Origin of the sequence: Desulfopila sp. IMCC35008, assembly GCF_010646885.2 — a bacterium.
Lineage (GTDB): Bacteria > Desulfobacterota > Desulfobulbia > Desulfobulbales > Desulfocapsaceae > Desulfopila.
In genome coordinates, this window is the sequence record NZ_CP050700.1 from 611132 (window position 1) to 635934 (window position 24803).

The 24803-nt window shown below is 43.7% G+C and carries 21 protein-coding genes; 18 read left to right on the forward strand and 3 right to left on the reverse strand.

Annotated elements, in window-relative coordinates; translation table 11 throughout:
* Positions 1-89: 89 nt before the first annotated feature.
* Positions 90-1247, forward strand: coding sequence for a Shedu immune nuclease family protein (locus GA520_RS02760; RefSeq protein WP_163340049.1), 1158 nt, complete (start codon positions 90-92; stop codon positions 1245-1247).
* 76 nt (positions 1248-1323) lie between these two features.
* Positions 1324-1689 (forward strand): DUF3800 domain-containing protein, encoded by a 366-nt coding sequence (locus tag GA520_RS02765; protein ID WP_163340050.1) that lies wholly within the window; start codon positions 1324-1326, stop codon positions 1687-1689.
* An 8-nt stretch (positions 1690-1697) separates the two neighbouring features.
* On the opposite strand, the gene GA520_RS02770 is transcribed toward GA520_RS02765, so the two are convergent.
* Positions 1698-2753 carry an IS630 family transposase gene (locus GA520_RS02770; RefSeq protein WP_304511286.1) on the reverse strand — a complete coding sequence of 352 codons (1056 nt, stop codon included), beginning with the start codon at positions 2751-2753 and terminating at the stop codon, positions 1698-1700.
* Positions 2754-2829: 76 nt separating this feature from the next.
* Between GA520_RS02770 and GA520_RS02775 the strand changes: the two genes are divergently transcribed.
* The 11 genes from GA520_RS02775 (at position 2830) to GA520_RS02820 (ending at position 15162) form a co-directional block, all read left to right on the forward strand.
* A complete protein-coding gene (locus GA520_RS02775) occupies positions 2830-3132 on the forward strand; it encodes a DUF3800 domain-containing protein (protein ID WP_240910285.1) in 303 nt (100 codons plus the stop codon).
* Positions 3133-3235: 103 nt separating this feature from the next.
* Positions 3236-3919 (forward strand): hypothetical protein, encoded by a 684-nt coding sequence (locus tag GA520_RS02780; protein ID WP_163341165.1) that lies wholly within the window; start codon positions 3236-3238, stop codon positions 3917-3919.
* Between the two features lie 154 nt (positions 3920-4073).
* Entirely contained in the window at positions 4074-4475 is a 402-nt protein-coding gene (locus GA520_RS27015) for a DUF3592 domain-containing protein (RefSeq protein WP_163341167.1), read from the forward strand.
* Between the two features lie 446 nt (positions 4476-4921).
* A complete protein-coding gene (locus GA520_RS02785) occupies positions 4922-5272 on the forward strand; it encodes a hypothetical protein (RefSeq protein ID WP_163341170.1) in 351 nt (116 codons plus the stop codon).
* Between the two features lie 68 nt (positions 5273-5340).
* On the forward strand, positions 5341-5733 hold the full coding sequence (locus GA520_RS02790) for a hypothetical protein (RefSeq protein WP_163341172.1): 393 nt from the start codon (positions 5341-5343) through the stop codon (positions 5731-5733).
* Between the two features lie 242 nt (positions 5734-5975).
* A complete protein-coding gene (locus tag GA520_RS02795; protein WP_163341203.1) occupies positions 5976-6119 on the forward strand; it encodes a hypothetical protein in 144 nt (47 codons plus the stop codon).
* 209 nt (positions 6120-6328) lie between these two features.
* The gene (ltrA, locus tag GA520_RS02800; protein WP_163341199.1) at positions 6329-7570 is read left to right on the forward strand and encodes a group II intron reverse transcriptase/maturase; all 1242 of its coding nucleotides are present in this window, start codon (positions 6329-6331) and stop codon (positions 7568-7570) included.
* A 291-nt stretch (positions 7571-7861) separates the two neighbouring features.
* Complete coding sequence (locus tag GA520_RS02805) at positions 7862-8647, forward strand: ABC transporter substrate-binding protein (RefSeq protein ID WP_163338199.1); 786 nt, start codon at positions 7862-7864, stop codon at positions 8645-8647.
* Between the two features lie 1060 nt (positions 8648-9707).
* Complete coding sequence (locus GA520_RS02810; protein WP_163338198.1) at positions 9708-10037, forward strand: hypothetical protein; 330 nt, start codon at positions 9708-9710, stop codon at positions 10035-10037.
* An 895-nt stretch (positions 10038-10932) separates the two neighbouring features.
* Positions 10933-13629, forward strand: a complete 2697-nt coding sequence (locus GA520_RS02815) for a PAS domain S-box protein (protein ID WP_163338197.1) — start codon at positions 10933-10935, stop codon at positions 13627-13629.
* 609 nt (positions 13630-14238) lie between these two features.
* Positions 14239-15162: a TIGR02285 family protein gene (locus GA520_RS02820; protein ID WP_163338196.1), complete on the forward strand. Its 924-nt coding sequence runs from the start codon at positions 14239-14241 to the stop codon at positions 15160-15162.
* Between the two features lie 12 nt (positions 15163-15174).
* Here the strand turns inward: GA520_RS02820 and GA520_RS02825 are convergent, their stop codons facing one another.
* Complete coding sequence (locus tag GA520_RS02825; RefSeq protein ID WP_163338195.1) at positions 15175-15513, reverse strand: amidohydrolase family protein; 339 nt, start codon at positions 15511-15513, stop codon at positions 15175-15177.
* Between the two features lie 105 nt (positions 15514-15618).
* Here GA520_RS02825 and GA520_RS02830 point away from each other — a divergent pair, with 105 nt between their 5' ends.
* The 4 genes from GA520_RS02830 (at position 15619) to GA520_RS02845 (ending at position 22004) form a co-directional block, all read left to right on the forward strand.
* Positions 15619-15780, forward strand: a complete 162-nt coding sequence (locus tag GA520_RS02830; protein ID WP_163338194.1) for a hypothetical protein — start codon at positions 15619-15621, stop codon at positions 15778-15780.
* 554 nt (positions 15781-16334) lie between these two features.
* The gene (locus GA520_RS02835) at positions 16335-18230 is read left to right on the forward strand and encodes a DUF3592 domain-containing protein (protein ID WP_163338193.1); all 1896 of its coding nucleotides are present in this window, start codon (positions 16335-16337) and stop codon (positions 18228-18230) included.
* A gap of 467 nt (positions 18231-18697) precedes the next feature.
* A complete protein-coding gene (gene hypD / locus GA520_RS02840; RefSeq protein WP_163338217.1) occupies positions 18698-21061 on the forward strand; it encodes a trans-4-hydroxy-L-proline dehydratase in 2364 nt (787 codons plus the stop codon).
* A complete protein-coding gene (locus GA520_RS02845) occupies positions 21048-22004 on the forward strand; it encodes a glycyl-radical enzyme activating protein (protein WP_163338192.1) in 957 nt (318 codons plus the stop codon). The genes hypD and GA520_RS02845 overlap by 14 nt, the downstream gene beginning before the upstream one ends.
* Positions 22005-22011: 7 nt before the next feature.
* Here the strand turns inward: GA520_RS02845 and GA520_RS02850 are convergent, their stop codons facing one another.
* Positions 22012-24507 (reverse strand): heavy metal translocating P-type ATPase, encoded by a 2496-nt coding sequence (locus GA520_RS02850; RefSeq protein WP_240910141.1) that lies wholly within the window; start codon positions 24505-24507, stop codon positions 22012-22014.
* A gap of 95 nt (positions 24508-24602) precedes the next feature.
* On the opposite strand from GA520_RS02850, the gene GA520_RS02855 reads away from it, so the two are divergent.
* The gene (locus GA520_RS02855) at positions 24603-24800 is read left to right on the forward strand and encodes a heavy-metal-associated domain-containing protein (protein ID WP_163338191.1); all 198 of its coding nucleotides are present in this window, start codon (positions 24603-24605) and stop codon (positions 24798-24800) included.
* Positions 24801-24803: the final 3 nt, after the last annotated feature.

The following is a 24803-nucleotide window of genomic DNA, read 5'->3' on the forward strand; positions in this document are numbered from 1 at the left end:
AGACCACGATTACGGATCTCCACAACAAGATAATTCACCGGATAAACCGGTGATCATCATGTTAGCTTCTCGGAGTAGAAATTGAAACTATGAATGACGATTACCAGAACCCCCTACTGGGAAAAACCTATATAAGTCCATCGCTCAAAGCTTTTGGTGCCAAGGAGCGTAGGGTTCGTATCGCGTCTAAAATTCTATCCTCTGAAGATGGTTATGAATATGCAATGGAACGTGACGAGGTAGTTCTAAGAAAGAAGCCAGACGCAAAAACATATATAACAGCGAAGTTCTTAGAAGATACTAGGCAAACTTTCGTCTTAACTGTCCAAAAAATTGTATCAGAAACAGGACAGCCTTATGGATCTGGATTTTCATTTGTAGGTGAAGAAATAGGTCGGTTCTGTGAATTTCTAGCAAATATACAATCTGTCGAGTTCAAGAATAGAGCCAAAGTTAATATTACTGATGAAGAGCTTCGAAAAATAGCTTTAACCACTCATCAAGCAAAAACCTTCCTTACTGAAAACCAGGAGTTGTTTGCTGAGACACTAAAATCCGAGGAAACTACAGAAGACCTGGTTGCGGTGGGATTTCGAAAGAAACAGTTAAGTGTTTATAGCAATCTTCTGCATGATCAAAGCTACTTCGACGATTTAAAGACTAGAAAGAAATGTTCTAATGAAGCTCTATGGCAACAGTACTTTGAAAAGAACCCTTGGGTATTTGGTTATGGACTAGGTTACATATTTTTATCCAGTCTCGATGATAGGAAGCTAGAACAAGTAGTCCAAGGGCATAGCGTAGATTCGCATGGTAAGCGTGTTGATGCGCTTATGAAAACAAAAGGCATTATTTCAAATCTATGTTTTGTTGAAATTAAGACCCACTTAACTGCTTTGCTAGAGGTAAAGCCTTATCGGTCAGGCTGCTGGGCGCCTTCAAAAGAATTGGCTGGTGCTATCGCACAAGTCCAAGGTACTGTTGCGACAGCTGTAGAAAATCTATCTGGCAGAATCATCCCTAGTGATAGTGAAGGCAACCCAACTGGTGAAGAAATATATAATTACCAACCTAAATCCTATTTGGTCATAGGCAGTATGGGTGAATTTTTATCGGAGCAAGGCGTGAACAGAGACAAACTAAGGTCCTTCGAGTTGCTTCGTAAAAACACCAGTAACCCTGAAATTATTACATTTGATGAACTTTATGAGCGTGCAAAATTCATTGTCCAGCAAAACCAAAGCTAGCAAACCGCTGCTGTCTGACAATTTTTCCGCTGCGCTCAAAAATTGCCGCAGAGCGCGGCGTTGGATTTTATAAAAAATGCTAATTGCCTACTTTGATGAAGTAAAACCTAGCCTACCAGATCAACCATATTACTGGTTAGGAGGGCTAGTTATTGACGACGAAATAATCCCTGACATTGAAAAAGAAATAAATGCTCTGGCTGTTAAGTGCTTCGGTGCCAATTCTGGTATTTCAAAACAAACAGAATTCCATGCAACAGATATTGCAAGTGGGAAGAAGAATTTTAAAAAATTAACGAACCCATCAAAACGTTTTGATATAATAAAAGAATTAGTAAAAATCTATGACAAACCTGATAAAGTTTACCGTGTAACAGTTCGTCTTGATGTTTCAAAGCTATATTCAGGAACTAATGAAGAGGAAATGGCGTTGATGTATTAATCCGAACGTTAATCAGTAGACACAATCGTATACTTTGTCCACGGATGCTGAAAGAATGATTTTACTGTCTCTGGTCTGCGTTGGAGCGAGCGCATGACCTTCATGACTCTTTTATACAGATCCCATGCATTGGTGGTGGTTTGACGACCAATTTTATGGTTCTTAAGATAATTCCAAACGTGCTCATCAGGATTCAACTCTGGTGCGTAGGGTGGCAGAAAGAAGATTTTCAACTTCCCATTGGTGCTCTCTACAAATTTACGAACCTCATTCGAACGATGAACAGAGCTGTTGTCGAGAATCAGAAAAACCGGCCTTTTCACCCCGATAATAAGGCGCTTCAGGAATTCAATAAAAACGGAAGAATTTACACTGTCTTCCGTGGCCATAAACTTCATTGCACCACGAGGGTTGATTGCAGAGATCAAATTAACTTTATGCCTAGATCCTGTGGTTTTAACCACAGGCGTTTTCCCCTTTGGGGCCCAAGTCGTACCGGAATGGTAATCAGAACGGACTGTCGACTCATCACCAAAGAATATTTCAGCCTTCTCCTTCTTTGCAAGCTTCTTGATTTCCTTAAAGTCTTCCGCCATCCATTTCAGAACAAGGTATTCATCCTGCTGATACGACTTTCTTTGTGGCCGTTGGGGGCTCAGCCCAAGTTTTCTCAACAAACGACCTACAGAAACCTCACTCATGCTGACTCGAAATCTTCGTTTTATGAGTTCCTGCACCATGCCACGTGTCCAAAGCGCAAATTCAAATTTGAGTTGGCGAGGATCTACCCCAACAATAATTCGATACAGTTTTTGAAGCTGCTTTCCGTTAAGTTTTGGCTGTTTTCCAGGGGCTTTCTTACTGCGAAGAGCATCAAGACCACCTTCTCGATATTTCGCAAGCCATTCATAGATAACGGTTCTAGTAAATCCAAGGGCCTTTATAACTACTTCAGGGCTCTCTCCTGCCTCTACACGCTTTACAGCCCTTATTCTTATAGCTTCAAGGGCTTCTCGGTTAATTTTCCTTCCATCTTCAATATTCATGGATGGAGTATAACACATGTCTACTGATTAATGAACGGATTAATACTTTGTTGAAAAAGTAAATAGTTTAGCCAAGTCAAAAAGTAGCCGGGTAATGCTAATTGGTGATTTTGAAAAAGAAAAAATAGTAAATAGGGCTGTTAAAAATTTAGCGAAATACAAAACAGATGGAACCCCTTACGCCTATGGTCAAGACATAGAAAATATTGTTGATTCGGTGCATTATGCACATTCCCATAATAGCAGGTTACTTCAACTTGCCGATACTTACATGTGGAGTCAACAATTGCTTCATCGCGTAGGGGCACAATCTGCCCTAAGAGAAGATTTAAGAAAATATATCCATGACAGTAGTGATACAAATTGGGAGCACAAGTATAAATACTGGCCAAAATAAAATAATATCTACCCTGCCGTTTAAGTCCGCTCCATTTCATTCCGCTCGGACTCGCTGAGGCTGGCTGATCAACTCAACGTTACGAGGCACATAAAATCGATACATGGAATATCCTTTTCAAATAATAATACTAGTTATAGGTGTAATTGTTGGTTTCTTTTTAAAGAGTTATCTGCCTTCTTATTTTAAGAAAAAAGCAGAAAATCTGGCAACGAAGGAAGATATTGAGCACATTACAGAACTTGTTGAAAACATAAAATCTCAATCTGAAGTTACCACAAAAGCCTACATCAATTATACAAACCTTAAACAGCGCGTACTAATTGAATATTATGATGTGGTCACTAGATTTAATTATCAATTCTTAGCTGTGAATTTTGGAGATTTTCCGTTCGATAAAGGGGAATCACTCTACCAATATCAGAAAGATTTTTATAAAACAGTAACAGATATTTTATTAGCCTATCAACGATTAGTCATCTATTTAGAACCTGATGATAAATTGCTTTCTCTTTCTGAGCAAATTGTGAAAATAACCTTAGATGCAAACAAGGTCTTGAAAACTAATTTTTATACAATAAGAGAAAAATTTGTTGCAGAGCAGATATCTTGGACATTTCAAGATGCTGATAAAACAAATTACAATCTAGCTGTTCAAGCAGCAAATGAAGCTAATAAAATGTTTTGGAGGAAAATGAACCCTATAAATGAACAATATACTGAAAAATACCGTGAATTTTTGACTAAATTGAATATTTACTTACGTAATAGTGGGACAGATGATTAATTTATCAAAAAAACAAATGGTTGTCTAGCCAGGCGCAAAACTCTAACAGCAAAACATCGGCAGAACTAAAAGTTTCATTTTTCGGATAAAATTCGTCAGTTATACAAATTACGTTATTCGCAGTTTTGCTGCAGGTCAGCTAAACGTTCTAAGTATGGAAAAAGTACTAATTTACACATTATTATGCCTTCCTGAGATTTTATTAACTATTGGAATTTATACATTTATTAGGAGAATATTTTTCATTAGAAACTCAATAAAAACCTTAGGCGAAATTTCAGGAGTTCAGGAACATAAAATTTCTAGCACAAGGGGCACACAAAGGACTGTCTATTATTCTGACGTTCATTTTAATGACGAATCAGGTGGTCGGCATAAGTGCATAGTCGGTTTTGCCAATCGTTTCTTATCCCGTAGAGTTGGAGATAAGGTGCCAATTGTTTACGACAAAAATAAACCCCAAAGATCTTTTTTGAACTACAGGTTCATGGTATGGATAACTCCAGTATCTATTCTAGTCGTCGGAATTTTGTCGCTGTATCTGAAATATAAATGAATTAGATAGCCAGGCGCCTAACAGTGTTCGCTACGCTTTCTCGGCCACGCCGAAGGTCGCTGTTTAACATTACGTTTGCGCCGAACTCAGGTGCATAAAATGATGAAGCCAGTCCGAAGAATGTCCATTTGCGAGACTACATAGGTGTTTGAGATTCACATGTAAGGGCCTAAATACAGATATGTAAATAAATGAAATCTCAATTCCTAATTCTGGCAATATGCTCTGTAAGAGTATGAATGAAAGGAGAGTTGTGATCATTAACAGTGTACGCTGACCAACGTCCGTCTTAATATGCATGTTATCCTGTTAACTCGATATCCTGTATAGTAGTCATGATATAGAGCAGAAAATAGGATAACTCATTGATTTTACGTTGTCAGTAATTTTCAAATATCCGGAGATATAAGGAAACCGGAAAATAACTTGTTATCGATTAAAAGAAAATGGCTCAATGGAGAATCAAATATAGAAATGAGTTTCCCGAAGTCTTTAAGATGCTTCAAAATGATTTTGGAGACGCTTCCCAAGGGTCAGCATTTATTGCCCTGAAAGAAGCATATCTTAAAAATGTAAAAGAAAGGAATTCAGAATTTGTAAAAAGAGCAATACAGTTTGTAGATTGGGTTTTGGTTTCTGGTAGAGATGATATGGTCGCTAAATGTAATGCCTGTTTTGTAGAACATGCTTTAGAAAAACTAAACGAGGAAGATTTAGATTTCGTAAAACCATTCTTTACCTCAAAACTTAAGAAACAATTGTTAAATTTCGGCTTTCCAGAAAACAAAATACAATAATTTCGATAACAAAACGTTTCTACGGACCCCGCAAACAGCGCGGGTCCGCAGAACTTAACGTTATACAAATGGAAGAAAAAATTTCAAAAATTGCTACTTCAATTGTAGGCGGCTCTTTTTTTATTTCAGCATTCTTTCTATTCTTAATTTTTGGTTCAGGGGCATTGGCTAATGAGGGAATAGGTCTATTATTTAACCCTTTTGTCGTAAAAATATTAATAATTGTTGTTCTGTATGCGACCTCAATCTATTTTTTAGCAACATTACCAAATAAAAGCAGAAAACGTCGGTTATTTTCTTGGTGCTATTCAATAGTATTTCACTCCGTATTTTTACTATATCTTTGGCTAATGAGCGGTAAAGAGAATGGAGTACTTGTTATCGGAATGGCTGAGTGTTTAGTACTGCTTTTTAGTATTATCGGGCTATTAGCACTTTATCTTAAAAAGGAAAAATATTAAATGTATAACCAGGCGCTTAACACCACTTCGCTCCGCTTCGTTCGGACTCGCTGAAGCTCGCGTGTGCCACGAAGGAAGGAAATTACCACCTTCCGTAACTTTATGAAAGATGAAGGAGGGCCCTTCGGTCTCAAGTTGCAGGATCAGGGATCAAATCACCTACTGCTGCTGTGGTAAAGAGCCATGGTAGTGAGCGAGTAGGAAAAGGCTGCTGTTGTGGCAGTCAGATGTGCAACAGGAAGATGAACGCAAGTGAACCATCGATGAGGTGTCGAAATCAGCGTAGACAGACGTCATCAAAACCAGTGCTTCGCGAGCTGACCTGGGATGAGTGCGGGGGAAACCTGTTTACTGCCCGCATGGTGACCGGCATAGAGATGGCATGATTCTGTTGCAGGCTTTTATGAGGAACGTGGGAACCTGTCGTTCAGATGGTAAGGTGAAGCTCGATCAGCGGACCTGTTAGAGCTTCGCCGATGCTGGGCACAGGGGCAGATCAGCCTGTAGTAGAGATGAAGCCGCTGTAATGGCGGTGGATCGAAGGGGCTGAACTGTTCAACTGAAGATCTACGTCAACCAGTAATGGGAAGAGCGTATGTCAACGGTAAAACCATTTAGTATCCCGAAATCACTTGTCTGGGAAGCGTATCAACGCGTCCGCTCTGGTGGTAAAAGTGCTGGCGTAGATGGTCAGACTCTTGAGGACTTTGAGGAGGATCTGCGGGGGAATCTCTATAGGTTGTGGAATAGAATGTCATCAGGCAGCTATTTTCCACCGCCTGTGAAACGAGTAGAAATCCCAAAGAACTCTGGTGGTACGCGTCCTCTTGGCATTCCGACCTTCACAGATCGCATAGCTCAGACGGTGGTAAAGCTTGAACTTGATGCTTTGCTTGATCAACATTTTCATCCAGATTCCTATGGTTATAGACCAGGGAAATCAGCTTTTGATGCACTTGCTCAGACACGAAGCCGCTGTTGGAAATATGGCTGGGTGTTAGACCTTGATATCAAGGGTTTCTTTGACAATCTGGACCATGGTCTGTTACTTAAAGCCGTGTATCATCACACCACTTCAAGGTGGCACAGACTGTATATCGAGCGTTGGTTAAAGGCTCCGGTACAATCCGGCTGCCAGCAAGAGCTCGTTGTTAATCGTGGCACACCGCAAGGTGGAGTGGTTAGTCCATTGCTGGCCAACCTGTATCTCCACTACGCTTTTGATGTGTGGATGAGTAAACATTTCCCGCATGTCGTATTTGAAAGATATGCGGATGACATTGTTGTGCATGCAAGAAGTCAAAGTGAGGCAGAACTGCTTAAAGCAGCTATAACAAAGCGGTTGGAAGAATGTAAGCTTGAGCTGCATCCGCAAAAGACGAAGATAGCCTTTTGCAAACAATGGAATCGTCCAGGGGATTGGCCGGCAGTGTCATTTGATTTCCTTGGTTATGAGTTTCGTCCAAGAGAGGTGGTGAATCAGAGGCAAGGACGCTTCACAGGTTTCCTTCCTGCAGTAAGCAAGAAAGCCTTGCTTCGCATGCGTAAGACGATCCGCCAATGGCAACTTATCAGTATGTGCCACATGGAACTCGAGGACATCTCAGAAGAATATAGTGCTATGATCCAAGGCTGGATACAATATTATGGTAGATATTACAAAAGGAAACTGTTTCCTTTATTGAACTATATAGATACAGCGATATCCAGCTGGGCATGCCGTAAATTTCGCAAATTCCATGGGAGACTGAAGAAGGCGAGGGAATGGGTTTCTCGTCTTGCTAAAAGAGAGCCGACGCTTTTCCCACATTGGGAAATGGCTTTCTCTAGCGGTTGAACAGTAAGAGCCGTATGAAGCGAGAGTTTCACGTACGGTTCTGTGAGGGCTTAGGGACAACCCCGGGCTACTCGATCGGTTAGCTTGCCGTCAGTCGATTCCAGGTTTATAGAATAAAGAAACAAGCCCGAAGAATTTCTATATGCGTGACTACATAAGTGTTCAGGTGAGTTTTGATTAGTGCGCAAGTACGGTATTATCCGTAGAAGGGACTTCAATTCCTAATCCTGACATATTTTGTAGATTTATGACAAATTTAATCTGTTTATATTTCACTATTTGGTTAAATAAATGATAATGAAAAAGTTGAGTCTTTTATTAATTATTCTGACTTTCAACACCTTCAGTTATGCTGAAACTAAAATCGTTAAAGTTGCCACTTTAATTGATTATACTCCTTTTTGTTTTGCTAATCCAATACATCAAACCGACCAGACAATCCAGATTGGCCAGGATTCGAAAGATTTCAAAGGTTACAGCTGGGATGTATTAAGAGAGAGCTATCATGAAATGGGGTACACAATCCAGCTATCGCTTCTACCATGGTCCCGAGCGTTATATTGTGTTGAAAATGGTTCTTACGACATTCTATTCCCGACTGGTGTCAATAAAGAAAGAAAGAAGATCTTTAATTATTCAAAAGAACCAATAAACTCAGCAAATTTTGTTGTTTACGTACTAGAAGATAAAGAAATCGAATTTAAAGATTTGAATTCATTAAAAGGATTAAGGGTAGCAAGAAAGAGAGGTTTTAATTACGGCGATAAGATTAATGCTGCCACCGGCATAAAACTGGTTGACGTTGAGACGGTTTTACAAGGATTCAAAATGCTGAGTGGTAAGAGAGTTGATGGATTTCTTGGTTACGAGTACAACTGGGACTATTTACTAAAACGGGAAGGTCTGGTTGCTCAATACAAAAAACTACCTCCTTTTGATTCATCAGAAGAATACTTGGTAGCGATTAAGACTAACCCTAGGGGAAATGAATTTTTAGACGTTTTTGATACCGGTAAAAAGCGACTTGCTGCGAGCGGCAAACTTGAGGAAATCAAGAGAAAATGGTTTGGAGATTAGGCAGGCTATTAAAATGAATCTCCCTCATCATGTTGACTACATAAGGCACTGAGGGGGATGCACAAATAACGATAAAACAGCATTATGGAAAAGGGCCATCTCAATTCCTAACACGTTTTTCCTCTATGAAACTAAATGATTCAATAATCTAAAAATCTACGATTTATGAAAACACCTAAGACAACCCCCAGTAAACTTCCAATAAAGCTAATCCAGTAAGCTGTCATAATTCCCCAAGATGCACCGAGTTTCCATCCAAGCCAACTACAAATACTTATGCACAGTAAGAGACATATTTTTTTCATAGGCTAAGTAAAATAATATTATAATTTTTCTAGATCAATATCACCTAGTCTCATTTTGAAAGAAAGTAATTTGAAGTCGTCTAATGATAAAGGACCCATAACAAATTCATTAGATTTCTCTAGAATCCAATATTTATTGTTAGTAGTCTCGACGATTATGTGAGTGTCGCTTTTTCCTATCATTTTTATATGGTCTACTTTTTTTTGAGCTTTACCACCAGATAATTCCAAATATAGAATTTTCTGAGATGGATCTGACGGCGAGTCCCTTACTACATAGTTACCGTCCTTCCATTCGTTACTGCAACCAAAAATAGAAATTACGATTATAACTAACAGAAAAAACAGAGTATTTTTCATTCTCATATGTCTAATTGATAATTAAACTGCGATTAACTAATATTTCTTAATATGACCGATCGGATTTGAACATTATTTAAGTAGAACAGAAACTATGATAAATATCAATAGATTAGAATTGGCAAAACTTGGTGGGTGTACCTGTAACACGTCATAAGCATTTATAATCAATCGAATGTTAACAATTGAAGCACTCCAAACAGAGAACCTACGTTTTTCAACAACGATAAGTCTTTCGTAAGATTACTACATCTGATTAATGATGTTGTTCTATTTCGCAGGTTGCTTAACTAGTTTTCGTTCTGTATAACATTAGCAATCGAAACATCGACAGTCTCTGCAATAATTAATTGTTAGTTTTACAGCTATTTCACTGATCTAAGGAAAATAATGTTATGATTCGAAATTTTGTATATGTTATTATTTTTATTATGATTGTTGTCCCTGCTTGGCAAATTAGTTCTATTAAAATGGAAAAATTGTCCATTGAAGATATGCTCCAACAAGCTGCCAACAAATCCAATAAGTATAGGAATTCAGATAGCCGTACTAGAGAAAATCTGAAAAAAGATCTTGAATCAAAGGGATTATCACCTGTGTTCACCTTCGAGACATTAGAAGGTAAAAACGTTAGAATTAGTTATCAATATTATGGTGCTGCAACTGTTTTTGGTTATACATATTATGAGACGTCCGAAAATCTAAGTGCAGAAACGTCAAACTGATATAAATTTTATATAAAATAATAGATAAACAACCGCTTAACCCGGATTCGCTCATTCTTTCCGGTGAACTCTATTATATTCAATAAAATATGTAGGACTGAAAGGGAATCTGGAAAGATGTACAGTTTATGTGACTACATAGGGAAACGGAGGAACTGCAAAACACTGTAATAACAAGTAAATAGGAGGTAGGAGTGGAGATTTCTAATCCAGGTGCCGCATGTTCGATTGATGCGGAGGGCATATATTATTTCATATAGTTAAGGTTAGCTCAGAGAACCTGTTTAATGTTGTTGTGAAATAGCATCTTTGGTTCTATTTTTTTGACACTCTCTTATCCGTAGATGAGAATAGATCTGTCCTTACCCTCATTATTTGCAAGTTTGCATTTATCTGGTAGTTTCCCCATATATTTAGTTATCATAAATTACCGGAAGTATCGAACCTGTCACTTTTCACATATCCATTTCATGAGCATTGCTGATCGTCAATTTGAATCTTGCTGGTGTACCTGCAATTATCTTGCAGGGTGCCTGATGGCTTCCTGATGGACGGACGAACGCGTTAGCTAGTAACAGCGGTCACAACAAAGACTTAAAATGGAGTCACTACTCCACTAATGCCACCTCCTGTCCTGAACAGGAATTATGCTGTAATTCCCAACCTAGTATCCTGGTTTAGAGCGCCAGTTGAAACCTATACCAATTGAACTGTTTCCTGCCTCTTGATGATCTTCCTGGATTTAATTTAGCATTCAACAAAATCCTGTGATAATCTATTTACTGAAGGTAACAGCTGAACTTGGTAGAGATCAGAAAAATATTTTTTTAATTTGTACCTGATAGTTCTTTTTGCTCGAATAAACTATTGCGTAATATTACGAGTATTTGACGGAATGAAAAAGATTCAAAAAAAGCTGTCTAAACAGTTAAGATTTGCCATTATTCTCTTTAATCTTTGTTGGACATCTATCTTTTTTGTAGCCTATTTAGTAGGGGTGAGTGCTGAAGAATCATCAGTTCTTGCCCTAGCCGCAAAGGAAGCTGAAGCAGGTTTTAACAAAGATCTAGTCTATCGGAGATGGGCAGCTTCTCATGGAGGAGTGTACGTTCCAACTACCCAAGAAACACCCCCAAATGTTTTCTTAAATAATATTCCCGAACGAGACCTGACAACTCCAACAGGTCAAAAGTTGACGCTTGTTAATCCCGCATACATGACGAGACAAGTTTATGAACTAGCCCAAAAACAATATGGGGTACAAGGTCATATTACCAGCTTGAACCCTATTCGACCTGGAAATGAACCTGATATTTGGGAAAGAAAAATACTCGATAAATTTTCAGAAGGATTGGAGGAATATAGTTCAGTTGAGCAAATAAATGGAAAGCCATATTTGCGATATATGAAACGACTCATAGTAGAAAAAAACTGCTTAAAGTGCCACGCAGAGCAAGGATATAAGGAGGGTGATGTCAGAGGAGGGATAAGCACGTCGGTTCCATTATCTGAATACTATACAATCGCCACAGAATTTAAGGGAAAGTATATTTTAATTCTTACTCCTATCTGGTTGTTAGGCATTGTCTTGTTTAACTTAGGGGCAGGTATGCTCAAAAGGCAAGTCAAGTTAAGTGAAGAAACTCAAAATCAACTGGAAGTACAAAGTGATTTACTTAATAAATCTCAGGAAATCGCTCAGCTTGGGAGTTGGCATCTAGATATCAAAAGAAACATTTTGACCTGGTCCGATGAACAGTACCGTATATTTGGTGTCACTCCTCAGGAGTTTGGTGCAAACTATGAGGCCTTCCTCAATACTATTCATCCTGAAGATAAAGAGATGGTTGATAAAACCTACACCAATGCAATAGAAAACAATCAACCATATGAATGTATTCACAGAATCATAAAGCATGATGGTGAGGTCAGAGTTGTTCTTGAAAAATCAGAAGATGTCGTTAATGGGGATGGCGAAGTTATTCACTCCTATGGCTTTACTCAAGATATTACTGAACTCAAAGCGGCGGAAGCAGCTCTAAAAGAAAATGAAGAACGATTTCGAAAAGCTGTTACTTTGTCGCCGCTCCCCTTGATGATTCATTCGGAAGATGGGGAAGTGATATTCATAAACGAGCTTTGGAAAGAACTAACCGGATATACAGAACAGGATATACCAACTATCGCAGATTGGACAGAAAAGGCCTATGGAGAAAGGAAAGAAGATAATAGGGAATACATTGCCAACCTGTACGATTTGAATCGAAGAGTTTATGAGGGATTATACAACGTTACGACTAAAGACGGCAGGACCTTAACCTGGGATTTTTGTTCAGCGCCTCTTGGCAAATTGACTGATGGTAAAAGGTTAGTTATCAGTAAGGCAAAAGACGTCACCGAACAATTGGCAGGAGAAAATGAAAGAAGAAATCTTGAAGATCGTCTCAGGCAAGCTCAAAAAATGGAAGCAATTGGCACTCTTGCTGGTGGTATCGCCCACGATTTCAACAATATCCTTGGAGCAATACTTGGTTATTCAGAATTGGTTCAGGAGGATTGCCCAGCAGGATCGATGATGAGAAACGATATCGATCAAGTCGTCGAGGCGAGCTACAGGGCCAAGGAACTTGTAAAGCAGATTCTCGCTTTTAGTCGCCAAACAGAGACCGATGTACAAGCTCTGCAACCAGCTATAATTATAAAAGAAGCGATTAAAATGCTTCGTGCCTCATTGCCTGCGACTATTGATATTCAGCAAGTTATCGATCAAGATGTGGGGCTGGTTTTTGCTGATCCGACCGAGATCCATCAGATACTAACCAATCTCTGCACGAACGCTTACCACTCAATGGAGAAGACAGGTGGAACTCTCTCGATTTCACTGAAAAATAAAGAACTCAACTCAGCCGATTTAATTCACGAACCGCATTTGCAGCCTGGACTTTTTGTAGAGATCTCTGTCCGTGATACTGGCCATGGAATATCACGACACGTTATTGACAAAATTTTCGACCCTTTCTTCACTACGAAAGAAGTCGGAAAAGGGACAGGGATGGGTCTTTCAATTATTCATGGTATTGTAAAGAAATCCAATGGGTTTGTTTGCTGTCAAAGTGTACCGGATGAAGGGACAACTTTTCATGTATATCTCCCTGTTCATGCAGTTGGAGCGCTACCAATAGTTGAAACAGCATCTTTTGAGTTAATCCAAACTGGTGTTGAACATATTCTCTTTATTGACGATGAGGAGATGCTGGCCGTGATGGGGAAAACTATGCTCGAGCGACTTGGTTATAGGGTGACCATGGAGACAGACAGCATCGAGGCCCTGAAAATCATAAAAGATGAGCCAAACCGCTTCGACCTTGTCATCACCGATCAGACGATGCCAGGTATGACCGGAAGTGATTTGGCACGACGTATATTGCAGATAAGACCTGGAATGCCTATCATTCTTTGCACAGGTTTCAGCAATCTGATCTCAAGAGAAAAGGCAAGGATTTACGGAATAAAAGGGTTTGTGATGAAGCCTCTTGCCAAAAAGGACCTTGCCGCCCTTATAAGAAAAGTGCTGGATGGAGAACAAAATTAGTTTAGTTCCCATCCTAAAACTGCCCTTTTTGTCAATATCTTCGTTATGCTCAAAATTTCATCCTCCGGTAAGTGAGGAACGAGACTCCGAGATATCAATTTTATGCCTGTGGTAAAATTCTCACATGCCTCGACCTGAGTCAAAATGGCAATTCACCGACACGCTCCTGGATGTGCTTAATAATCTGAAATATCGATTAGTATATCGATCGCTTCAGCCAGCCCAATACGATTATCTCCATTAATATCCTGAACGGACAGTGAAGGGGGGACCGGGGCACCTGAAAGTACCCGAAGGGTAGTTATGTATGACAGGTGTCTTGGTGCGTCAACACCACAAAGTGGTACAGGAAATACATGGTAGAAAATCAAATTCTTTGTAATTTAATGAAAACCCAATAGGATAGGTCATGTAAAAAACGACTGGTACTATTTATATACAGACATTTTTTGATACTATGCTGCTTAGAGGTCTGGGAACTGGGAACTGGGAACTGGGAACTTTGCGGTTATTAACTATGCCTTTATTGTTATGAAAATACAAAAACTGAAAATTTACCCATATACTTGTTGTGGGTCAAAACCAACCTGTCATTAAAGCGGAAATAAAATGGTCATAAATAAGAGAATGCATCTTGCGGGATGTGTCTTTGCATCACTCATTGCCACCGTCCTTTTTCTTCTAACCAGTCCGGCAATGTGTTCTGATACCGTGAATCAGGATACCTTTGGAGAGGTGAACTGGTATAGGGCGATTTTTCCGCCGATCACTATTCCTGAAGGAAAGGATGAGGGCAAAGGTTTTTTTGACCGGGTCATGAATTTCGTTATTGCTGAATTACCTGAATATTCACATTATCATCACATCGCTAATTTCAAGCGGATTATGGTGGAGTTGCAAAAAAGTGAGAGCTCCTGCTGCCCCTCCCTTTATAAAACAAAAGAACGCGCAGAGTTTATTGAGTTTTCCATCCCTGCCGTTGTTGTCTTGCCCAATGGCATAATAACAACCCAGAGAAATCAGCATAAACTTGAACAATACGTCGATCAGGAGGGCAAAATAAAGCTGTCGGCACTTTTGGCGGATAAGGCTCTCAGCTTGGGGGTCTCAAACGGCAGGCTTTATTCGGGAGGGATTGATGAAATACTCTCCCGGCACCAGGGGGCGAAGAATATTACTATTCAATCGGGCGAGGACGTTTTTTATGGGTTGATGTCAATGATGTATTTGGGAAGGGTGGATTATATAATCGGCTACCCGACAGAGGTCCGCTATCATTCCAGAAATGACCCCCAGTTTCGTGAATCAGTTTATTTCCCTATACAGGAAAACAATGTTCCTTTTACTCTGGGGTATATCGGGTGTTCAAAAACGGAAAGTGGTCAAGAAATAATCGATCGTGTGAACACTATCCTTTTGCAGAACAGGGATACAGATGCCTTCCTTGACTATTATGAGTCCTGGCTGGACATTTCGACAAAAAGATTTTACAGATCGGTCGTCCAGAAGTACTTCCAGTCGGAAGGCAAATGAGTACCCTGCTCCTTAGACGACCTGATTACCTTTTGTCCAAACCTTCCGAACAATGGGCAGTGATTCAACCATTTTCACCTGGACAATATCGGCACGTTTACCCGGTGCCAGTTCCCCCCGGTCCGGCAACCCGACCATTTCAGCAATATTAGCGGAAACCATGGCGATGCTCCTGTTCAGTGGCAAATCTGTCTGGTTGGCAAGATGAAAAGCATTGTGAAGCAGGCTGTTTGGGACATAATCCGATGAGAGTCCGTCGAGCAGTCCGTTGCGGGCGAGGGCAGATGCCGGTACATTGCCGGAGTGAGATCCTCCCCTCACCGCATTGGGGGCTCCCATGATGGTTTTCATCCCGAGTTCGGTGGCCGTTCTTGCTGCTTCCAGGGTTGTGGGAAACTCTGCTATACCAATACCCTCGTCTGCTGCCTGTTGGGCATCCTGTATAGTTGTGTCGTCATGGCTGGCCAGGGCCAGGTTTCACTGGTGGGCAAAAGCAATAACCTTGCGTCGATTATTTTCTCCATGGAGTTGCTGCATTTCTTTCAATTGCTCGACGACTTTTTCAGCCTCTTTGTCTGTCCATTGCTTTCCATTGTGGCACAGCCGAGTCGTTTGTAAAAACAGGAAGAATTATCGTAAATGATCCCACCACAGAGACCAGGAGCTATCCTGTAGAAGCGGATGCATTGCTTGATGCCAATTCTCCCGGCACCAACTTTGGAGCAGTAGTAAATTCTTTGATTTCAGAACTTGATAAACATGCGATTTCCCGGTTTGACTATACTTCCAATTCCAACATTATATTGACAGCCAAACTCTACATCCCTGTGAAGTCTGGCAGCAATCCCTGTGCGATAAGGTATGTAGCTGAAGATAGCTGGGGAGAAACAGCTATTACCTGGAATAGAACCCCTTTCAGGAGCAGAGCTGGTAACAGCTGTCTATGAAGATGGTTGGGCTATCTTTGACATAACCGACAAAGCGATTGCAGAAACTGACAAAATATTATCAGTACTGCTCTATGAAACGACTGACGGGTGGCAGGAGTTCAGATACCGGGAAACAAGTTGGGCCGTTCCTTATCTCCAGCTTGAAGTGCGGTTAGAGTAATTCCGGCTAACTCGCCTTGAGGGATATCAGCATTTTTTTGTTAGAACAACAGAGGGAATATTATGCTCCGCTTTATCTCTATCCTGTTCGGCCTGCTTTTTGGCGGTGTTTTTGCCGGTGCCGGTATTTTTGTTTCCATGCAAACCTCCGTGCCCATGTTCAGGAATTATCAGGAGGCGAAAGAGTGGCCTCCCGTGTCTGCCCGTCTGCTCTCTGTATCAGGGAATAATTCCTCAACCAAGGCCAGTTATCAATACCGTTACAACGGTGGAACCTACCAGAACGACCGGGTGTATATCGCCGGGTTCAATGACAATATTGGCAGCTACCATAGTGAACTGCAGGCGAAACTGAATCGCATGTATAGAGCAGGGAGGCCTGTCAATGTGTACGTAAATCCTCAAAATCCTGCAGATTCTATTCTCGATAAGTCGATGCGATGGGGCATGTTTACACTGACGGTCGTGTTCTGTTCTGTCTTTATCATTATCGGCCTGCTGGTGATGGTTTCCTCTCTCTTTGCCAAACCCAAAAGACGCCAGAAGGTCTTGCCAAACCTGCTCAGGTTGAGAAAAGAGTGGAAAGCAGGACCAGAGAGCAGGGAGTCCTTTGTCAGCTTCCTCGAGAAACGGCGCAGCCAGCTGCTTTTAGATGGCGAGGAAGATCCTGATCCCTCTGCCCATTCTGAAAGCGGGCTGAAGCAGGACTGGCAGGGACGTAAAGGATGGGAGCGGGACGCAATCCGTTCTGATGCCCAAAAGGGTGCGATAGGCATATGGCTTTTCGCTCTCCTCTGGAACGGGATCAGCTATACTGTTGCTCTCATGCTGCTGGCTGACTGGAGGCAGCAGGAGTGGGGTGCTCTTGTGGTGCTTATCTTCCCGTTGGCCGGACTGTTGTTACTGTATCACGCTGTCAAACGCAGCCTTGAGTTGAGGCGGTTTGGAGTTGTTGTTTATGAGATGGATCCCTATCCGGGTGCTATCGGAGGTCATGTCGGCGGCAGGTTAAAAATTATGAACCTGCGTGAGCTGAGTGCAAAATATACCGTACTGCTTGAATGTGTTTACACCTATGTGTCCGGCAGTGGGAAGAATAGATCGCGGAAAGAGAGGATTGAGTGGGCTGAAAAAGGGCAGCCCAAGGCGGCCATGACCGCAAACGGAATGTCTCTTGATTTTGTTTTTACTGTTCCTGAAAACCTGCCCGAAGCTGAGACCGAACAATCGGGTAACTACCATTTCTGGAGATTGACGGTAAAGGGCGAGCTGCCCGGCATCGATCTGAACCGGTCCTATAATATTCCTGTCTTTGCAACTGGTGAGTTGTGCAGGAGTGCGTACCGGGATATCAGCCGCCAGGTGGTAGAAGCAAAGAAAAGGGAGAGCGAGGTCTCAAAAGCGGCTATTGAAAGAGGTCATTTTGATGAGACAGCCCTTGCCCGATCCATGCGTATAAAAAGAGAAGGCAGGGGATTACTCCTCATTTTTCCCATGTTCCGCAATAAAATACTCACCCTGATTGCTCTCGTCTTTGGTGGTGGTTTCGGGTTTGCCACAATTTCGATCATTAGTGGTTTTTCCGGTTCGGGGCTCTTTTCTATTTTCGCCTATCTGTTCGTTATTCCTTTTGCCATCGTTGCCTTTTTGGGCACGGTGATTGGTATCTATATGCCTCTTAATAACCTGCGCGTACGTATTGAAAATAGACAAGTTACGGTACTGCGGCGGTTATTCTTTATCCCCATTTTCTACAAGAAGGTAGAGAAAGGAGAGGTTGCTTCGCTCACCACCAAACGCATGGGTTCTACTGGCCAGGGAGTCAACAAAATCGAGCATTTCAAGATCCATGCTCACCTCAAGGACGGGGCTACAATAACCGTAGCCGAGAGTGTTGACGGGGCCGATCTTGCCGAACAGTTTGCGGGGTATCTGAAAAAAGCCATCAGGAACTGCTGAATTTGAACTCTGATACAGCATGAGCAGGACTGGGGTGTGAAAATGATAAGATTTCTTGTTAAGGCTGGATTTTTGTTTGCATCCGTATTATTTTATTATAGTGAATGGATGAGTAACTAATCTCAATAGACACATATTATTTATGTCAACACTCGTCGTTATAACCACCAATCGTGAAACATACCGGTGTTTGTTTAATTGCCGTATGTTGTATCACTGACCTTCTGTCGTTTTCTGAGGGCCGTTTTGCGCCCATTGTATATTATTTTCCCCAGGTAGTAGTGTGTTGACCCTTTGTGATTGTAGAGGGTTGAAAAAATATAATAATTTCGTACTGCTTCAGGCAGGAAACGATAGTGAGGGTGATAATGTTTGAGCAAGTTACCACAGCGTGTACAACTCCCGAGAGAAGTCCGGCAAGCGAAGGCAATTTTTACACCGGTCAATCCGGTGGGGTAGGTCCGGGTATGAACCCGCGTATCCAGCGACTTCGGAAACAGAGTGTGGAGACCGTGCCGACAATTTCAATTGAGCGCGCCTTGCACGAGACCGAGTTTTATAAGGAGAATTACGGCAAGTATTCAGTTCCCGTGCTGCGGGCCCTGACTTTTCTGGACCACTGTCAACGCAAAACACTGTACCTCGGTGATGATGAGCTCATCGTTGGTGAACGGGGCCCGAAACCGAAGGCTATCCCCACCTTCCCTGAACTGACCTGTCACAGTGTCGAGGACCTGCATGTCCTGAATACCAGGGAGATGCAGCCATACCTTACCAGTCAGGAAGATATTGACACTTATGCTCGGGAAGTAATCCCTTACTGGCAGGGTAAGACCCAGCGTGAACGTATCTTCTCCCATGTACCCGATGAGTGGCGCGCTGCTTACGAGGCCGGAATGTTTACGGAGTTTATGGAACAGCGTGCCCCTGGCCATACAGCTCTTGATGGCAAGATTTATAAATACGGCATGCTCGATTTAAAACGAGTGATCGAAGATAATATCGCCGCCCTCGATTACCTGAACGACCCGGAAGCAACTGACAAGGCGGAACAGTGGAAGGCCATGGCCATCTCCTGTGATGCGGTCATCGTTTTTGCTGAGCGACATGCGGAGCTCGCAGAACAGATGGCGGAGAAGGAGAGTGATCCCCGGCGAGTGGCTGAATTGAAGAAGATTGCCGAGGTCTGCCGTCATGTCCCGGCCCACAAGCCGAGGAATGTGTGGGAAGCCATCCAGATGTACTGGTTTGTCCACCTTGGAACTATTACTGAGTTAAATGGTTGGGATGCCATGAATCCCGGTCACTTCGACCAGCACCTCACCCCGTTTTTCGAAAAAGAGATGGCCGAGGGAACCCTGACGAGGGAAGAGGCGAAGGAACTCCTCTGTTGTTTCTGGGTGAAAGTAAACAATCATCCTGCACCGCCCAAGGTAGGTATTACAGCTCGTGAGAGTGGTACCTATAACGACTTTACCAATATCAATATCGGTGGCGTGAAGCGGGACGGTTCAGACGGGACCAGTGAGGTCTCTTATATCATGCTGGAGATCATTGAGGAGTTGCACATCCTGCAGCCGGGAACTTCGGTTCACATAAGCAAGGTGACTCCGGACAATTTTCTCCACGCTGCTACCAAGGTTATCCGCCAGGGGCACGGCTATCCTTCAGTCTTCAACCCTGATATTTACATCAAGGAGATGGTGCGCCAGGGGAAATCGCTTGAGGACGCCCGGGAGGGAGGTTGCAGTGGTTGCATCGAGGTGGGAGCTTTCGGCAAGGAAGCTTATCTGTTGACTGGTTATCTGAATGTACCGAAGATATTTGAGGTGATGCTCAATAACGGTGTTGATCCGTTAACGGGCAAGAGATGCGGCATTGAGACCGGTGATCCACGAAGTTTTACGACATTCGAGCAACTGTACGAGGCCTTTCTGAAGCAGGTTCGTTTTGTGGTCGACCAGAAGATGCGGGTAAGCAACTATATCGACCGCATGTTTGCTAAATATGCACCGGCCCCGTTTCTGTCTGTGGTTATCGATGATTGCATCAGCAAAGGTCGGGATTATTATGATGGCGGTCCCCGTTACAATACCAGTTATATCCAATGCACCGGCCTTGCTACTGTTACAGACAGCCTGGCCGCGATCAAGAAGCATGTGCTTGAGGATAAGCGTTTCACCATGGGAGATCTGCTGGATGCAGTTGCCGACAACTTTGAGGGGCAGGAGTTCATGCGCCAGACTATCATGAACAGGACGCCGTTTTTCGGGAATGATGACGAGTATGCAGATGAGATCGCTGTGCGTGTCTACGATGATCTGGTGGATACCATTGATGGAAATCCCAATATCAAGGAAGGTGGAAAATATCATCTCAACATGCTGTCGACGACCTGCCATATTTACTTCGGCAAGGTGCTGGGGGCGACCCCTAATGGCCGTTTGGCGGGGAAGTCGATCTCTGACGGCACATCGCCTTCTCATGGCGCGGACACCAACGGTCCATCAGCTGTTATCAAGTCGCTCAGCAAGATCGATCAGGTTAAGTCCGGCGGCACATTGCTGAACCAGCGTTTCCTGCCCAGTCTCCTGAAGCGCGATGAGGATATCCGGAAACTGGGGCAGCTGGTGCGGTCCTATTTCACATTAGGTGGGCATCATATCCAGTTTAATATCGTTGACACCGCGACCCTGCTTGCGGCCCAGGACTGCCCGGACGATTACAAGGATCTGCTGGTACGTATGGCCGGTTACAGCGATTATTTTAACGATATGAATAACGACCTGCAGCAGGAGGTTATTGAAAGGACTGAGAATGAGTCTTTCTAGTTCTTTCGTGAATGCTGGCAAGGCACCTGCACAAAAGCAAACAGGTCTCATTTTTGATGTAAAGAAATACGCAATCAACGACGGTCCCGGTATTCGGGTAACCATATTTTTCAAAGGGTGTCCGTTACATTGTGCCTGGTGCCATAACCCGGAATCGATTTCCGGCAAGGTTCAGAAAATGTACAACCCTGAGAAGTGCATTGGTTGCAAAAGCTGTATTGAGGCCTGCCCTGAGGATGCCTGTGAGCTAACGCCCGCAGGCATCGTGACAAATATGGACCGTTGTACTGGCTGTGGAAAGTGTGCGGACGTCTGTCCTACCAAGGCGACCGAGATGTCAGGCCGTAGACTTACCCTTGATGAGGCGGTGGAGATTGTCGAAAAAGAGCGGGTCTTTTTCGAAGAGTCTAGTGGCGGGGTAACTTTTTCCGGCGGGGAGCCGCTGCTGCAGCATGAATTCCTTATTGCCTTGCTCGATGAGTTAGGCCGAAGGGGGATTCATCGTGCGGTCGATACAACTGGCTTTTGCACACCCGATATTCTGCTTGAGGTGGCAAAGCGAACGGACCTTTTCCTCTACGATGTGAAGATGATTGATTCAGACCGTCATAAACAATGGACGGGTGTCGCCAATGAGGTGATTAAGGAAAACCTGCAGCGGCTTGCCGCAACCGGCGCTGATATCAATATCAGGATTCCGTTGGTAAAGGGTGTTAATGACGATAATGAGAACATCCGGCAGACGGTTGCCTTTGTAGCCGCCTTATCTGGGGACGGCAAAAAAGTGAACTTGCTGCCGTACCACAATATTGCCGCCAATAAGTATCGGCGGTTGGGCGAAATATACGATCCTGGAGCTATGGGGGAACCGGATGACGATGACATTGCCCGCGTCGTCGCAATATTTGACGATGCGGGTATCAAGACGGTTATAGGTGGCTGAAACGGAGTTATTTTCCGGAAAACAGCCGCAGTCGCAAGGCATTGCTTACCACTGTCACGGAGCTGAGCGCCATGGCGCCTCCGGCTAACATCGGGTTCAGTTGAGGTCCCCCGAAGATGTAGAGAATCCCGGCGGCAACCGGAATTCCGGTCACGTTAAAGGCAAAAGCCCAGAACAGGTTCTGACGTATATTCTTCATTACTGCTCTGGATAGGCTCAGTGCCTGGTGCACACCGGCCAGATTTCCTTTCATCAGAACGATATCACCAGATTCAACAGCAATATCGACACCTGTACCCATGGCCATTCCCACGTCGGCAATGGCCATGGCCGGGGCGTCGTTAATGCCGTCTCCCACCATGGCCACTTTTCTCCCATGCTGTTGCAGGGCGGTAATCTTTTCTGCTTTTTGATCCGGTAGTACTCCGGCGATTACTTCGCTGATACCTGCTTCGGAAGCAATTGCTGCTGCCGTGGTCGGGTTGTCTCCGGTCAGCATGACGACTTGGTGTCCGAGGTTTTGCAGCCTGGTGATTATCTCCCTGCTTTCATTTTTTAAGGTATCTGCTATGCCAAGCAGGGCGGTCGGTCGCTGGTCAACCGATACATAGAGTACTGTTTTCCCTGCTTGTGACAGCGCCTCTACCTGGCTGTCAAAACCGGCAAAGATAATGTCGTGTTCCTTGAGAAGTTCATAATTGCCAAGGATAATTTCCTTATCATTGACCCTGGCTCGAATGCCGCGGCCACCAATTGCCTCAAAGTCCAACGGCTGGGTCACCGTCAGATTCCTGTCCCTTGCTGCTTCAATCAGAGCTTCGGCCAGTGGGTGTTGTGAGGATAGTTCGGCAGAAGCCACCAGTTGCAATACCTCCTCTTCCCTGAGATGGTCATCAACAACTACGAGGTCGATGAGCCGTGGTTTCCCTTCGGTCAGGGTCCCGGTTTTGTCAAATACTACTGTGTCGATCTTCTCCGCCATTTCCAGGGCTGTACCGTTTTTTATCAATACTCCGAGCTGAGCGCCCCGGCCCATCCCGACCATGAGTGAAGTCGGGGTGGCAAGACCCATGGCACACGGACAGGCGATGACCAGTACGGCGATAAAGAACCTGAGCGCCATGGTAAACTCTACCTGGCCGATAAAGTACCAGGCAAGTCCGGTGAGAAGGGCAAAAGCCATCACCGCCGGGACGAAATAAAGACTGATTCTGTCGGCCAGTCCGGCGATGGGTGCTTTTGACCCTTGTGCTTCCTGTACCAATCGAATTATGCCGGCCAGTACGCTATCCTCACCGGTATCGGTGCAGCGCATTTTAAGGACCCCGTTGGTGTTGACGGTTCCTCCGATAACCCGGTCTCCAGGCCCCTTGGTGACCGGAATTGCTTCGCCGGTAAGCATCGATTCGTCGAGGCTGCTCTCCCCCTCTTCAATTGTACCGTCCGCCGGCACACGTTCTCCGGGCTTGATGAGAAGCAGGTCGTTTTGCTCTATCTCTTCGGCGGCTATAGTGCGCTGTTCCCCGTTTTCAAGCAGCGTAGCCTCCTCTGGAGCCAGTTCGAGCAGTTGGGTGATTGCGTCTGAAGTGTGTACCTTGGCTCTGTTTTCCATGTATTTGCCGACAGAGACCAGGGCAATGAGGATACCGGCTGACTCAAAATAGAGATCCATCGCCTTGGCCATGGGGGAGATACCCATGAATATCTCAACCAGGTTCCAGAGTGAGTAGATAAAGGCCGCACCGGTTCCCACCGCAATAAGTGAGTCCATGTTAGGGACCCGCCGCAGGAGGGCCGGGATCCCGATCAGGTAAAAGTTCCTGCCCAGCCAGATAATCGGCAGCACGAGCAGTAACTGAACCAGGCCGAAACCGGCCGGTGAATTTTCGGGGTTGAGAAATGCGGGCAGCGGCAGGCCCATCATGTGTCCCATGGATATATAGAACAGGGGCACCGCAAGAAAAAGCATGCGCAGCAGGTTAGTTTTCATCTGCTGAAGACGTTGCAAGGTCTCTTCCTTTTTTCGAAGGTAATCGTCTGCCTTGTTGCTGACACGACTGGCAGAGAAACCAAGTCGTGCAATTGCGTCTTTAATGGCACGGATGCTGCCGCCACTTTTATCGATTTCGAATTGGCCTTTTTCGGCAGGCAGGTTGACTTCAGCCTTAATGACACCCGGCAGGCCTGAAACCACCTTTTCAATCCGGGTAGAGCAGGCGGCGCAGTGCATGCCTGAAATGGAAAAGGTAAGCAGGGTCGATTCATTTATGGGCAGATCGGCCAGGGTGAAGCCAAGACCGTGAACCTTTTCCTGAATCTGCTCATAGGGGGTGACCGCTTCATCCCAGTGTAAATCGAGACTTTCCGCGGCAAGGTTAACCGTTGCAGAATTAACTCCTTCAATGTTCGAGACCACTTTCTCAATCCGGGTAGAGCAGGCGGCGCAGTGCATGCCGTCTACATCAACCTGGGCGTGTCTGGTGTTATGGTTTTCGGCTCCCACGTCTAACTCCCTACCTCTCAAGGCTTGATTTCAATTACAAGGGGAACTACAGTATTTCTTAAACTTTGAATCTAATCACCAACAAGGAGAGAACAATGGGTTCTGTAAAAATAAAAGGTATGAGTTGCCAGCATTGTGTCGGTTCTGTAAAGGATGCCCTGGAGAAAGTTGAAGGGATCGAAAATGTAGTAGTCGATTTGGATAGTGGTGTAGCAAAATTTGATGGAATTACTGCCCCGGAGAATCTTGAGAGTGCCATAACCGCCATTGGTTTTGAAGTTGTCACGGAGTAGATC

What these genes read in the sequence shown, in the direction of transcription:
- GA520_RS27015 (WP_163341167.1), top strand. Translation starts at nt 4,074, where the DNA reads ATGGAAAAAGTACTAATTTACACATTATTATGCCTTCCTGAGATTTTA.
- GA520_RS02810 (WP_163338198.1), top strand. Translation starts at nt 9,708, where the DNA reads ATGATTCGAAATTTTGTATATGTTATTATTTTTATTATGATTGTTGTC.
- GA520_RS02835 (WP_163338193.1), top strand. Translation starts at nt 16,335, where the DNA reads ATGCTCCGCTTTATCTCTATCCTGTTCGGCCTGCTTTTTGGCGGTGTT.
- GA520_RS02830 (WP_163338194.1), top strand. Translation starts at nt 15,619, where the DNA reads ATGGCTGGCCAGGGCCAGGTTTCACTGGTGGGCAAAAGCAATAACCTT.
- GA520_RS02845 (WP_163338192.1), top strand. Translation starts at nt 21,048, where the DNA reads ATGAGTCTTTCTAGTTCTTTCGTGAATGCTGGCAAGGCACCTGCACAA.
- GA520_RS02780 (WP_163341165.1), top strand. Translation starts at nt 3,236, where the DNA reads ATGGAATATCCTTTTCAAATAATAATACTAGTTATAGGTGTAATTGTT.
- GA520_RS02765 (WP_163340050.1), top strand. Translation starts at nt 1,324, where the DNA reads ATGCTAATTGCCTACTTTGATGAAGTAAAACCTAGCCTACCAGATCAA.
- GA520_RS02815 (WP_163338197.1), top strand. Translation starts at nt 10,933, where the DNA reads ATGAAAAAGATTCAAAAAAAGCTGTCTAAACAGTTAAGATTTGCCATT.
- GA520_RS02785 (WP_163341170.1), top strand. Translation starts at nt 4,922, where the DNA reads ATGGCTCAATGGAGAATCAAATATAGAAATGAGTTTCCCGAAGTCTTT.
- hypD (WP_163338217.1), top strand. Translation starts at nt 18,698, where the DNA reads ATGAACCCGCGTATCCAGCGACTTCGGAAACAGAGTGTGGAGACCGTG.
- GA520_RS02820 (WP_163338196.1), top strand. Translation starts at nt 14,239, where the DNA reads ATGGTCATAAATAAGAGAATGCATCTTGCGGGATGTGTCTTTGCATCA.
- GA520_RS02825 (WP_163338195.1), bottom strand. Translation starts at nt 15,513, where the DNA reads ATGAAAACCATCATGGGAGCCCCCAATGCGGTGAGGGGAGGATCTCAC.
- GA520_RS02795 (WP_163341203.1), top strand. Translation starts at nt 5,976, where the DNA reads ATGAACGCAAGTGAACCATCGATGAGGTGTCGAAATCAGCGTAGACAG.
- GA520_RS02855 (WP_163338191.1), top strand. Translation starts at nt 24,603, where the DNA reads ATGGGTTCTGTAAAAATAAAAGGTATGAGTTGCCAGCATTGTGTCGGT.
- GA520_RS02760 (WP_163340049.1), top strand. Translation starts at nt 90, where the DNA reads ATGAATGACGATTACCAGAACCCCCTACTGGGAAAAACCTATATAAGT.
- GA520_RS02805 (WP_163338199.1), top strand. Translation starts at nt 7,862, where the DNA reads ATGATAATGAAAAAGTTGAGTCTTTTATTAATTATTCTGACTTTCAAC.
- ltrA (WP_163341199.1), top strand. Translation starts at nt 6,329, where the DNA reads ATGTCAACGGTAAAACCATTTAGTATCCCGAAATCACTTGTCTGGGAA.
- GA520_RS02790 (WP_163341172.1), top strand. Translation starts at nt 5,341, where the DNA reads ATGGAAGAAAAAATTTCAAAAATTGCTACTTCAATTGTAGGCGGCTCT.
- GA520_RS02775 (WP_240910285.1), top strand. Translation starts at nt 2,830, where the DNA reads ATGCTAATTGGTGATTTTGAAAAAGAAAAAATAGTAAATAGGGCTGTT.
- GA520_RS02770 (WP_304511286.1), bottom strand. Translation starts at nt 2,753, where the DNA reads ATGTGTTATACTCCATCCATGAATATTGAAGATGGAAGGAAAATTAAC.